Here is an 11778-nt window from a genome sequence, read left to right on the forward strand (position 1 = left end):
CGAAATGCGTATGCCTCCCCCTTTCTTTTTGTTGGGGGTGATGGCGGTTGATTGGCTGCTTGTGTATTCACGGCTTTACGGGAGGGTCCTATGAGGTTGAGCCGCTTGCTCGTTATGTGCAAGAACAGACCAATTGGCTTGTCGAATTAACGATCTTGCCTGGGCATGGTGAAACGCTTCAGCTAAAAGGAATAATGTACGACCAATGGCTTGCGGCCGCAGAAGCAGATTTGCAGCGTGTAATGAAAAAGTGTGACATCGTTTATCTGGTCGGCTTTTCAATGGGAGGGGTAATTGCTGCTTATTTAGCAGCGAAATATCCAGTGGGCAAAGTTGTCCTGCTAAGCCCCGCTTTTTATTATATCAATCCTAAGCAGATGCTTCAGGAGATCAGTGGAATGATTCATGCTGGTTTACAGCGGCAATTGCAAGAACATCCGGTATTTGTCCGTTATAAAAAGAAAATCGTTGCAACACCGCTAACTGCGGCGATGGAGTTTCGCAAATTAGTCAGCAAAGTTCGCCCGCAGCTTGCCGATGTACGCGTTCCAATCTTGATTGTCCAAGGAAGCCTAGATGAGATTGTGCCCGTAAAAAGCGCTCAGTATGTATATACAATGGTAGGATCCACGAAAAAGAAATTATTATTTTTGCCTTCATCGCGTCATCAAGTTTGTTACGAACCTGATCGGCATGCGCTGTTTGAAGCGGTCGTGCATTTTTTACAGGAAGATCTTTGAAAATGGTATTTATTGCACAAGAGGTATAGAAATGGTATGATAAATTCCATAATGTCCAAGGCCCATCTTTCCCTTGGAAAGAACGGTTTTGAATAGTTTAAGGAAGTAAAAGGAGAATGAATAGAATTGACAACATTTCAAGAGTTAGGATTAAGTAATGAATTAATGAGAGCCATAAGTCGAATGGGGTTTGAAGAAACCACTCCGATTCAAGCAGAGACCATTCCATTAAGCCTGCAAAATAAAGATGTGATTGGGCAGGCACAAACCGGGACAGGAAAAACGGCCGCGTTCGGTATTCCGTTAATTGAAAAAATAAATCCAAAAACGGACGTGATTCAAGGACTTGTCGTTGCTCCGACTCGCGAGCTTGCCATTCAAGTATCTGAAGAGCTCTATAAAATTGGAGCGGTCAAACGTGCCCGCATTCTTCCAATTTATGGAGGACAGGATATCGAACGACAAATTCGCGCATTGAAGAAACGCCCGCATATTATTGTTGGAACACCAGGAAGAATCATCGATCATATCAATCGCAAAACGATTCGTCTAGATCATGTGCATACCGTTGTGTTAGATGAAGCAGATGAAATGCTGAACATGGGATTTGTTGATGATATTGAAGCGATTTTAAGCCATGTGCCGACGAAAAGGCAGACGCTTCTTTTTTCAGCAACGATGCCTGAGCCTATTCGCCGCATTGCGGAGCGCTTCATGGACAATCCGCAGCTTGTCAAAGTTAAAGCTAAAGAAATGACGGTTCCCAATATTGAGCAATACTATCTAGAAGTTCAAGAAAAAAGAAAATTTGATATTTTAACAAGGCTGCTGGATATTCAAGCGCCGGAGCTGGCGATTGTATTTGGCCGTACGAAACGGCGAGTGGATGAGCTGGCCGAAGCGTTGAATTTGCGCGGTTATGCTGCTGAAGGAATCCATGGAGATTTAAGCCAAGCGAAGCGGCTGTCCGTGCTGCGCAAATTTAAAGAAGGAGCAATTGAAATTTTAGTAGCGACTGATGTAGCAGCACGCGGGCTAGATATTTCCGGCGTTACACACGTGTATAACTTTGACATTCCACAGGATCCAGAAAGCTATGTTCATCGCATCGGCCGTACAGGCCGTGCCGGAAAAACAGGAATGGCCATGACATTTGTGACGCCTCGCGAAACAGGACAGCTGCACAATATTGAAAAAACAACAAAACGCAAAATGGAACGGATGCGGCCGCCGACGCTCGACGAAGCGCTAGAAGGGCAGCAGCGAATTGCAATTGAGAAGCTCTTGGCTGTTGTGGAAAGCGAGAATTTATCGTTTTACAAGCGAGCTGCCGAGGAGCTTTTAGAAGAGCATGATTCCGTTTCTCTTGTAGCCGCTTGTATCAAAATGTTGACAAAGGAGCCAGATACAACACCGGTAATGCTGACGGAAGAGCCACCGCTGCCAGCCAAAAAAGAGAAAAAGCGGATCAATCGCAAAGGCGGACAGCCAAAAGGGGCAGCGCGAAGCCCGCAATCGAAAAAGCGGCGCGTGGCGCGATAAGAAAAAAAACGATGCGAAAGGCATCGTTTTTTTGTTCCCGTAAGCCCGGAAGTTGTGCTAAGGATGATAGGGGTTGGGATGAGAAGCGATGAAAGGGGCGATGATGGCTCCGCTTAAAAATCCGAAAAAATGCGCAATAATGTTTAGGTTGGCTCCTGTCAGCGTGACGACAAACCCAATCAGCAATATAGCGAAAATGATATGAGCGTGCGGTCTTTGAATAATGTGTTGATGAAAAAAAGCAAGGTAGCTGTAAATGCCAAATAGACTAAAAACGGCTCCTGAAGCCCCAAGGTGAGTGTACATGGGAGGTGCAAGGAAGAGAGTGGCGATATTGGCCAATATTCCGCCGCCGATGTAAGCTAAGAAAAATCTCCATTTGCCAAGAATTTTTTCCAAGGCAGGTCCAAATAGGATCAGCGAGACGGAGTTCACCAGCATGTGTACAAGGTGAACGTGTAAGAAAAGAGGGGTTATGAGCCGCCAGTATTCCCCTTTAAAAATAACGAGATTGAAGCCAATAAGTGCCTTTAACAAATTGTTAGAGAAGGAGCCAGGAATTAAAAAAATCAGAAAGAAAACGATGTGGATGAGAACAAGGAATGAAACGATTGGATAAAGCCGGAAAAATGTAGATGGATTTTCCGTGCGAACAAACATAAAACCGCCCCTCTTTTTAAGCTGTTGGTTTAAACGTAGCGACGATCGATTGAAAAACCAAATATGCTGATCATGGTTGGTGCAACGATGAATATAAAAAATAAATAACGTTTGCATGGAAGTCATGTTTAAGCTATATGGATCAGGAATATTCGAATGGTTGTTTATTAAAAATGTATGTATGGAACAGAAAGGATAGAAGAAAATGATTGCAGGAATCGGGATTGATATTGTCGAGCTGGATCGAATTCAAAAGCTAATAGAGCAAAATGAAAAATTTGTGCAGCGTATTTTAACGAAAAAAGAGAAAGCGATTTTTGATTCGTTGTCAAACGAACGAAAAGTCGAGTTTTTGGCCGGAAGATTTGCCGCAAAGGAAGCATATGCAAAAGCGATGGGAACAGGGATTGGAAAAAACGTTTCGTTCCAAGATGTGGCTTTTATTAATAATGAAAAGGGCAAGCCAGAAGCCGTTGTGACACTGGAAGGACACTATATCCATGTCTCCATTTCCCATAGTCGTGATTATGCAGTGGCCCAAGTAATTATCGAGCGCTTGTCATGCTAGTCTGCATATTTGCCCGTATGGTCTCATATATTGGTAATGCAAAAAGGAGTCATGCTCCTAATGTTGATATGAGACAAAGGGGTTGAAAAAATGAGGAAACATTTGGTTAGCGCATTGCTTGGCATTGTTCTGCTTTTGGGGCTAGCAGGATGCGGTGCGAAATCACAAGAAGATGTTGTTAAAGCGCTTGATGAAAAAATGGACGAAGTCTCCAGCTACCAAGCCACAGCCAAGTTAACGCTCAAGACGGGAGCGGAGCCGCAAGTGTATGATGTAGAAATTTGGTATAAGCAACCACATTATTACCGCGTGAGTTTAAAAAATGACGAGAAAAACCAAAATCAGATGATTTTACGCAACGACGAAGGGGTTTTTGTGATTACTCCAGCGTTGAACAAAAGCTTTCGCTTCCAAAGCGATTGGCCGAAAAACACAAGCCAAGCATATTTGTATGAATCGTTAGTGAAGGATATTTTAAGCGACAAAAAAGCAAGCTTTAAAGCGAAAGGCGATCACTATGTGTTTGAAACGAAAACGAATTATCCAAACAGTCAAGTGATTCCGAAGCAAGAAATTACTTTAAACAAAAAGGACTTAGCTCCTGTGTCAGTCAAAGTGATGGATACGGATATGAAAGCATTGCTTACTGTACAATTTTCCAAAATTGAATTTAATAAGAAATTTGACAAAAACGCATTTGATACAACGAAAAATATGACAGGAGCACGTTTAGAAGTACCGACGATGGCCAAAGGGGAAAATGAAGCTGCGGAAGTAATGTACCCGATTAACATGCCGACAGGTGTTGAACAAATCGACGAAAAGGAAATCGCAACGAAGGACGGAAAACGGGTGATTATGACGTTTGGCGGCAAAAAATCATTTACTCTTATCCAAGAGGCAGCTCAAGCCTTACCGACATTCGGTTCATCCGCACTTGTCAATGGTGAGCCAGTGGACTTAGGATTTGCTATCGGGGCACTCACAGATCATTCACTCACATGGACATATAAAGGAATTGAATTTATGATCGCTTCCGAAGACTTAACAAAGGACGAAATGGTGATGATTGCTCAGTCTGTCCAAGGAAAAGAAGCGAAATAGAAAAAATGCACAGGCTCAAAAATTCAAGAGAGCCTGTTTTTTTATTATTTTTGTTCCATCATGCGGTGTTTTGCTAGATTACAAGGCCAACAAAGTCAGTCGATTTTATCTGACCCCATGGTTAAAAATATCTTTAGTTGACATCATAAAAATAAAAGACAATAATTTTTTATATAACTGGAAATAGAGGAAGTGGACTGCACGATGATACATTCGTTTCATAGAGACACTTGGGCGGAAGTCGATTTGGATGCTATTTTCCATAACGTTACGTCATTGCGCGCCTTTTTAGGAGAGCAGACAGAAATTATGGCTGTTGTGAAAGCGAATGCGTATGGGCATGGCGATGTCCAAGTGGCCAGAACCGCGTTGGAAGCGGGGGCTTCGTATTTGGCCGTAGCTTTTTTAGATGAAGCGCTTGCGCTGCGAAAAAAAGGAGTGGGCGCCCCGATCCTTGTATTAGGCGCGGTTCGCCCTGAAGACATTAACTTAGCCGCTCGCGAACAAATTACGCTCACCGTATTTCAGAAAGAATGGCTGGAAAAAGCCAAAAATTTGTTTACAGAGAAACAGCCGGTTTCTTTTCATTTAAAAATGGATACCGGAATGGGCAGAATTGGCGTGAAAGAGGAAGAAGAAACAAAACAAATTGTTGCGATGATTGAAGAGCATCCGTTTTTTTTATTAGAAGGAGTATACACCCATTTTGCCACTGCCGATGAATTAGATACACAATACTTTTCATTTCAATACGAGAAATTTTTACGCATGCTTGAATGGCTCCCTTATTTGCCAAAGCGGGTCCATTGTGGAAACAGCGCGACAAGCTTGCGCTTCCCTGATAAAGTATTCAATATGGTTCGTTTCGGGATTGCGATGTATGGTTTGTCTCCTTCGATAGACATGAAGCCGCTCTTGCCTTTTTCATTAAAGGAAGCGTTTTCGCTCCATAGCCGCATTGTTCATGTAAAATGCTTGCGCCCAGGGGAAAAAGTGAGCTACGGCGCCACCTATACAGCGGAAGAGAAAGAATGGATTGGAACGGTGCCGATTGGATATGCAGACGGATGGATCAGAAAATTGCAAAACTTCCATGTGCTCGTAAATGGAAGAAAGGTGCCGATTGTAGGGCGGATTTGCATGGATCAAATGATGATTCGTCTGCCGGAACAAGTACCGGTTGGCACGAAAGTCACATTGATCGGCAAGCAAGAAGCTGCTCAGGTAACAATAGATGATGTGGCCAAGTATGTAGGAACGATCAGCTACGAGATCCCTTGTACAATAAGTTATCGCGTTCCCCGTATTTTTTTAAAAAAGAAGAGTATAATGGAAGTGAGAAATGTTGTTTTAGATGGCAACGGCTGCTCATAAATAAAAATTTCTCTGTCATCGCCAGAGAAAACCGAATTTGGCTTTGCATCTCCCTTGTTTAATGATATTATAAAGTGGGAGTAAGTATTATAAATGGGAGCGGACTATTTGGCTATAGTTTCCTGGAGGTGTATGTTCATGTCTGAATCGAGCGCAACAACAGAAATCGTCGTTCGCTTACCCCAAGCATTGTTGACTGAGTTAGATGGTCTTGTCAAGCAAGAAAACGGTAATCGAAACGACCTCATTTACCAAGCGACTAAAATGTACATTCGTGAACGAAAAAAGCGGCACATTCGCGAGGCGATGAGACGCGGTTACATGGAAATGGCGAAAATCAACTTGTCGATTGCATCGGAAGCGTTTCTTGCGGAATATGAAGCGGACCATACCGTTGAACGTTTAGTTAGCGGGGGGTAATGCTTTGATTGTTAAGCGTGGCGACGTTTATTTCGCGGACCTTTCCCCGGTAGTTGGTTCGGAGCAAGGAGGCGTGCGTCCGGTATTAGTTATTCAAAACGACATCGGAAATCGGTTTAGTCCAACAGTTATTGTGGCAGCTATAACAGCGCAGATCCAGAAAGCCAAATTGCCCACCCACGTGGAAATTGATGCGAAACGGTATGGATTTGAACGAGATTCCGTCATTCTTTTAGAGCAAATTCGTACGATTGACAAACAAAGGCTCACGGACAAGATTACGCACTTAGATGACGAAATGATGGATAAAGTAGATGAGGCGCTCCAAATCAGTCTAGGGCTCATTGATTTTTAAAGGGGAATACGGTCTGTCTATCTAAATAGCTCGAATATGGAGAATCCGTAGAAAATAGCTGCATCATTTGTAGCTATTTTTATTTTTTGGTAAAATGACCATTATTACATAGTTGGGGGTTAGGAACTTTGGTGACTACAGAAACGCTTATCGGAATCATTGCTGAAGAGCTGCGCTTATCTGTTCAGCAGGTGCGCAATGTGATTTCTCTTTCAGAGGAAGGCAATACGGTTCCGTTTATTGCTCGCTATCGAAAAGAAATGACAGGTGCGTTAGACGAGGTGCAAATTCGCGAAGTGCTCGAGAAATGGAGCTACCTGCAAAACCTTGAAAAGCGGAAGGAAGAAGTGTTGCGCCTGATTGATGAGCAAGGAAAATTGACAGAAGAGCTTAAAGGCGCGATTCAAAAAGCGGTAAAGCTGCAAGAAGTAGAAGATTTGTACCGGCCGTACAGACAAAAAAGAAGAACGAAAGCGACCATCGCAAAGGAAAAAGGTCTTGAACCTCTAGCAGAATGGCTGTTTACATGCCCCATGAGCCCGCTTCCAGAAGAAAAAGCAGCAGCATTCATGGATCCTGAAAAAGAAGTGTACACAGTGGATGACGCACTTCAAGGAGCAAAGGATATTATCGCTGAACAGATTTCTGATAACGCTGCTATTCGCCAATGGATTCGTACACAGACTTGGAACAAAGGTATCATTGTATCGACTGCAAAAGAGGTCGAGAAAGATGAAAAAAATGTATACGAAATGTATTATCAGTACGAAGAACCGGTACATAAAATTGTTCCTCATCGAATTTTAGCGTTAAATCGCGGTGAAAAAGAAAATGTGCTTCGCATTTCTATTCAGGCGCCTGTTGCGGATATTATAGAGTATATGAAAGCTCAAACAATAGTGAATGCACAGTCTAAAGCAGCTTTTTATATAATTGAAGCGATCGAAGATGGATATAAACGTTTGATTGAACCGTCCATTGAACGGGATATACGAAATGAACTCACAGAGCGAGCGGAGGAAAGAGCCATCCACATTTTCGCAGAAAATTTGCGCAATCTTTTGCTTCAACCTCCATTAAAAGGAAAAATAGTACTGGGAGTGGATCCTGCCTATCGGACAGGCTGCAAGCTGGCCGTGGTAGATGAAACAGGTAAGCTATTAAAGATTGATGTGATCTATCCTCATCCTCCACAATCGAAAATGGATGAAGCACGTGAAAAAATGTTGCGTATTATTCAGGAATATGGTGTACAAATGGTCGCGGTTGGAAATGGGACGGCCTCGAGGGAAACAGAACAATTTGTAGCTGATACGTTGAAACAGCTCCCACAAGAGATTTTTTATTTAATTGTTAATGAAGCAGGAGCAAGCGTATACTCTGCTTCGGATTTAGCGCGGAGAGAATTTCCTGATTTGCAAGTAGAGGAAAGAAGCGCGGTTTCCATTGCCCGGCGTGTTCAGGATCCTCTTGCCGAACTTGTAAAGATTGACCCAAAATCGGTCGGGGTCGGCCAATATCAGCACGATGTTTCGCAAAAAAAACTAGAAGAATCGTTGGGCTTTGTGGTAGAGACTGTTGTTAACCAAGTTGGAGTAAATGTCAATACCGCTTCTGTTTCTCTTTTGCAATATGTATCAGGCCTATCTAAGTCTGTTTCTGAGAATATTGTCAAAAGAAGAGAAGAACAAGGTAAGTTCAAAAACCGCAATGAGCTAAAAACGATTCCACGGCTTGGCGCCAAAACGTATGAGCAGTGTATCGGTTTTCTGCGAATCGTAGATGGGAATGAGCCATTAGACAGAACGCCTATTCATCCTGAACGATATGCTGAGGTAAAAAAATTGCTTCAAGGAATTGGATTTACGGCAGATGATATCGGCAGTGATGCTCTTCGCCGGGCTTTACAGTCCATTCCGATAAAGGAAACAGCAGAAACACTTGGTATCGGAGAGCTTACACTAAAGGATATTGTCGATGCCTTAATCCGTCCTGAGCGAGATCCACGTGATGAATTGCCTAAGCCGTTACTGCGAAAAGATATTTTAAAAATGGAAGATCTGCAAAAAGGAATGGAGCTGGAGGGAACCGTCCGCAATGTTGTCGATTTTGGGGCATTCGTTGATATTGGAGTAAAGCAAGACGGGCTTGTCCATATTTCTAAGCTAAGCAAGCGATATGTAAAGCATCCGCTTGACGTAGTAGCGGTAGGTGAAGTGGTCAAGGTTTGGGTGGAAAGTGTCGATGTTTCCAAAGGGAGGATTTCGTTATCGATGCTTCCATTGGAGCAATAGAAAAGCTTTCATTATGTTTTTGTCGCAAAATAAGGGAAGCTTGAAATCCAGCTTCCAACGGGGGAGAACTCCACCATTAGAAAGCCAGTCCATATATTTAGCTTTTCGTCATGCATCCGCTTGACGAAGTCTGAACAACGCCGCTTTCAGTTCCGTTGATAGTTCTGGGAAGCGGCGTTGTCTGGACACCGTTCAAAATAAGCTCTATATTGATACAAATGTTACCATCTCCAGTTTATCAATAAGTGGTATTAACGCTTTTTTGAAATAGCCTCTTTCTTTTGGTAGAAAAACCAGCACTGGTTTAATAATTTTATTTGATAGCGATTTTTCTCATAATAAGCTCGGCGCATTTGATTTTTTAACCATGTCGGCATAGGAAATACCTCCATTTTGAAAAAAGGTAGTATATAATCTATGTATTAAGAAGTCGTCCTGTGCTAAAGAAGGTGAAAAGAAAATGGAGCAAAATGAATTACAGAAGCTGGTTGAAAATATATCTTTGCAATGTTTTAACAAACCATTTCAGCATCAAGCTTTGTTTAACCCGCGCTTACGAACGACAGGCGGCCGATATTTATTGCATTCCCACAATATTGAGCTGAATCCTAAATATTATGAAGCGTTTGGTGAAGAAGAGCTCATTTTGATTATTAAGCATGAGTTATGCCATTATCATCTTCATTTAGAGGGAAAAGGATACCGGCATCGGGATCGAGACTTTCGAGAATTGCTTCTTCAAGTAGGCGCGCCCCGCTATTGTCGGCATCTGCCTCATCAAAAGCATCAAGCACAGCGGAAGTTTTATATGTATGCTTGCTTGCAATGTGGCTTGACATATCAGAGAAAAAAAAGAATGGACCTGCAACGATATGTTTGCGGAAAATGTACCGGCCGATTAAAAATGATCGAAAATATTTTGGAAAAATGGTGTTGACATCTATAATATTTGTATGTTAAATTATAAAAGCCGTCGCTGATAAGCGATGAAGCTAAACGAATCCGAAAAAGTCATTGACAATAGAGAAAACCATCGCTATAATAAAAGACGTTACATGAGATGCGCTATGTTTATTCCGCAATAGCTCAGCGGTAGAGCAACCGGCTGTTAACCGGTAGGTCGTAGGTTCGAATCCTACTTGCGGAGCCATTGGAGAAGTACCCAAGTGGCTGAAGGGGACGGTTTGCTAAACCGTTAGGTCGCGTTTTTGCGGCGCGCGGGTTCAAATCCCGCCTTCTCCGCCACTTTGATATATGGTGCTGGCCCGTTGGTCAAGTGGTTAAGACACCGCCCTTTCACGGCGGTAACACGGGTTCGAATCCCGTACGGGTCATCGTTTATTATATGTCGGGAGGCGATGGGGATTGTTTAAAGACATCACCTCCCTTTTTGCTCGCTTTAGGAGGATTAGCTCAGCTGGGAGAGCGCTTGCCTTACAAGCAAGGGGTCGGCGGTTCGATCCCGTCATCCTCCATTTTGGTCGACGAATAAATTAAGGTCCCGTAGTGTAGTGGTTAACATGCCTGCCTGTCACGCAGGAGATCGCGGGTTCGAGTCCCGTCGGGACCGCCATGACTGAAAGTTATTAGTAATTGATGGGCTATAGCCAAGCGGTAAGGCAACGGACTTTGACTCCGTGATGCGCTGGTTCGAATCCAGCTAGCCCAGCCATTTGGTTTATAGGTTTACATATGAGCCATTAGCTCAGCAGGTAGAGCATCTGACTTTTAATCAGAGGGTCGGAGGTTCGAGTCCTCCATGGCTCACTTTTTGCGGGTGTGGCGGAATTGGCAGACGCACCAGACTTAGGATCTGGCGCCTCACGGCGTGGGGGTTCAAGTCCCTCCACCCGCACCATATAAAGTTTTGCGCGGTCGTGGCGGAATGGCAGACGCGCTAGGTTGAGGGCCTAGTGGGGGCAACCCCGTGGAGGTTCAAGTCCTCTCGGCCGCATAAAAATCATGCTTGATTTTAAAAAGATAATTTGGTATAATTAAAAAGCTATATTTTGCGCTCGTAGCTCAATTGGATAGAGCATCTGACTACGGATCAGAAGGTTAGGGGTTCGAATCCTCTCGAGCGCGCCATGCGGGAAGTAGCTCAGCTTGGTAGAGCACATGGTTTGGGACCATGGGGTCGCAGGTTCGAATCCTGTCTTCCCGACCATCTGAATCGAATATGCGGGTGTAGTTTAGTGGTAAAACCTCAGCCACGAGCGATACATCATTGAATAGGCGACGAGTTGCCTCGACGCACAAAGCATCTTAGAATAAGCTGGTAGAGGAAGAGGCATGGTATATTAGGGTATTGGAAATTTGTAATAAAAAATTTGATAATTATGCGGGTGTAGTTTAGTGGTAAAACCTCAGCCTTCCAAGCTGATGTCGTGGGTTCGATTCCCATCACCCGCTCCATTCCAAATAATGTTCTTTGAAAACTGAACAAAACGAAGCGTTAATCGAAAAATTTCGGTATGGTCAACCGAAATAAGATAATAGCCAATCAACTTTCTTTTGGAGAGTTTGATCCTGGCTCAGGACGAACGCTGGCGGCGTGCCTAATACATGCAAGTCGAGCGGACCGAATAGAAGCTTGCTTCTGTTTGGTTAGCGGCGGACGGGTGAGTAACACGTGGGCAACCTGCCCGTAAGACGGGGATAACTTCGGGAAACCGGAGCTAATACCCGATAACCCTGAAGACCGCATGGTCTTTAGTTGAA

At 43.6% G+C, this 11778-nt stretch carries 11 protein-coding genes, 12 tRNA genes and 1 rRNA gene; 22 read left to right on the forward strand and 2 right to left on the reverse strand.

Features of this window, described 5'->3' with window-relative positions; all coding sequences use genetic code 11:
* Nucleotides 1-47 precede the first annotated feature (47 nt).
* Both B6A27_RS18115 and cshA read left to right on the forward strand, forming a co-directional pair.
* Nucleotides 48-740, forward strand: coding sequence for an alpha/beta hydrolase (locus B6A27_RS18115; RefSeq protein WP_080862875.1), 693 nt, complete (start codon nucleotides 48-50; stop codon nucleotides 738-740).
* Nucleotides 741-866: 126 nt separating this feature from the next.
* Nucleotides 867-2282 (forward strand): degradosome RNA helicase CshA, encoded by a 1416-nt coding sequence (gene cshA, locus B6A27_RS18120; protein ID WP_066148997.1) that lies wholly within the window; start codon nucleotides 867-869, stop codon nucleotides 2280-2282.
* Between the two features lie 57 nt (nucleotides 2283-2339).
* Here cshA and B6A27_RS18125 read toward each other — a convergent pair whose 3' ends face one another.
* A complete protein-coding gene (locus B6A27_RS18125) occupies nucleotides 2340-2942 on the reverse strand; it encodes a rhomboid family intramembrane serine protease (RefSeq protein ID WP_066148998.1) in 603 nt (200 codons plus the stop codon).
* Between the two features lie 205 nt (nucleotides 2943-3147).
* Here B6A27_RS18125 and acpS point away from each other — a divergent pair, with 205 nt between their 5' ends.
* From acpS to B6A27_RS18155, 6 genes are all read left to right on the forward strand, one after another.
* Complete coding sequence (acpS, locus tag B6A27_RS18130; protein ID WP_044742002.1) at nucleotides 3148-3510, forward strand: holo-ACP synthase; 363 nt, start codon at nucleotides 3148-3150, stop codon at nucleotides 3508-3510.
* 90 nt (nucleotides 3511-3600) lie between these two features.
* Nucleotides 3601-4614, forward strand: coding sequence for a LolA family protein (locus B6A27_RS18135; RefSeq protein WP_044742001.1), 1014 nt, complete (start codon nucleotides 3601-3603; stop codon nucleotides 4612-4614).
* A 204-nt stretch (nucleotides 4615-4818) separates the two neighbouring features.
* Nucleotides 4819-5988: an alanine racemase gene (gene alr, locus B6A27_RS18140; protein ID WP_080862876.1), complete on the forward strand. Its 1170-nt coding sequence runs from the start codon at nucleotides 4819-4821 to the stop codon at nucleotides 5986-5988.
* Nucleotides 5989-6126: 138 nt separating this feature from the next.
* Nucleotides 6127-6408 (forward strand): CopG family ribbon-helix-helix protein, encoded by a 282-nt coding sequence (locus B6A27_RS18145; protein ID WP_044741999.1) that lies wholly within the window; start codon nucleotides 6127-6129, stop codon nucleotides 6406-6408.
* 4 nt (nucleotides 6409-6412) lie between these two features.
* Nucleotides 6413-6763, forward strand: coding sequence for a type II toxin-antitoxin system endoribonuclease NdoA (gene ndoA / locus B6A27_RS18150; protein WP_003253417.1), 351 nt, complete (start codon nucleotides 6413-6415; stop codon nucleotides 6761-6763).
* 128 nt (nucleotides 6764-6891) lie between these two features.
* Nucleotides 6892-9057 (forward strand): Tex family protein, encoded by a 2166-nt coding sequence (locus B6A27_RS18155; RefSeq protein ID WP_080862877.1) that lies wholly within the window; start codon nucleotides 6892-6894, stop codon nucleotides 9055-9057.
* Between the two features lie 251 nt (nucleotides 9058-9308).
* On the opposite strand, the gene cmpA is transcribed toward B6A27_RS18155, so the two are convergent.
* Nucleotides 9309-9434 carry a cortex morphogenetic protein CmpA gene (gene cmpA, locus B6A27_RS18535; protein ID WP_139788175.1) on the reverse strand — a complete coding sequence of 42 codons (126 nt, stop codon included), beginning with the start codon at nucleotides 9432-9434 and terminating at the stop codon, nucleotides 9309-9311.
* Between the two features lie 83 nt (nucleotides 9435-9517).
* Here cmpA and B6A27_RS18160 point away from each other — a divergent pair, with 83 nt between their 5' ends.
* The 14 genes from B6A27_RS18160 to B6A27_RS18225 form a co-directional block, all read left to right on the forward strand.
* Nucleotides 9518-9994, forward strand: a complete 477-nt coding sequence (locus tag B6A27_RS18160) for a SprT family protein (RefSeq protein WP_080862878.1) — start codon at nucleotides 9518-9520, stop codon at nucleotides 9992-9994.
* 138 nt (nucleotides 9995-10132) lie between these two features.
* Nucleotides 10133-10207: transfer RNA gene (locus B6A27_RS18165), tRNA-Asn, on the forward strand.
* A gap of 2 nt (nucleotides 10208-10209) precedes the next feature.
* Nucleotides 10210-10302 (forward strand) — tRNA-Ser (locus B6A27_RS18170).
* A gap of 17 nt (nucleotides 10303-10319) precedes the next feature.
* Nucleotides 10320-10391 (forward strand) — tRNA-Glu (locus B6A27_RS18175).
* Nucleotides 10392-10459: 68 nt separating this feature from the next.
* Nucleotides 10460-10532, forward strand: a tRNA-Val gene (locus B6A27_RS18180).
* A gap of 22 nt (nucleotides 10533-10554) precedes the next feature.
* Nucleotides 10555-10630: transfer RNA gene (locus B6A27_RS18185), tRNA-Asp, on the forward strand.
* Nucleotides 10631-10654: 24 nt separating this feature from the next.
* Nucleotides 10655-10729, forward strand: a tRNA-Gln gene (locus tag B6A27_RS18190).
* A gap of 22 nt (nucleotides 10730-10751) precedes the next feature.
* Nucleotides 10752-10824, forward strand: a tRNA-Lys gene (locus tag B6A27_RS18195).
* A gap of 6 nt (nucleotides 10825-10830) precedes the next feature.
* A tRNA-Leu gene (locus tag B6A27_RS18200) sits at nucleotides 10831-10915 on the forward strand.
* 13 nt (nucleotides 10916-10928) lie between these two features.
* Nucleotides 10929-11011 (forward strand) — tRNA-Leu (locus B6A27_RS18205).
* Nucleotides 11012-11068: 57 nt separating this feature from the next.
* Nucleotides 11069-11145 (forward strand) — tRNA-Arg (locus B6A27_RS18210).
* Nucleotides 11146-11147: 2 nt separating this feature from the next.
* Nucleotides 11148-11224, forward strand: a tRNA-Pro gene (locus B6A27_RS18215).
* Nucleotides 11225-11398: 174 nt separating this feature from the next.
* Nucleotides 11399-11472: transfer RNA gene (locus tag B6A27_RS18220), tRNA-Gly, on the forward strand.
* Between the two features lie 96 nt (nucleotides 11473-11568).
* Nucleotides 11569-11778: ribosomal RNA gene (locus B6A27_RS18225) — 16S ribosomal RNA — on the forward strand; the annotation flags it as partial.

The organism is Anoxybacillus sp. UARK-01 (assembly GCF_002075365.1).
GTDB classification, from domain to species: domain Bacteria; phylum Bacillota; class Bacilli; order Bacillales; family Anoxybacillaceae; genus Anoxybacteroides; species Anoxybacteroides rupiense.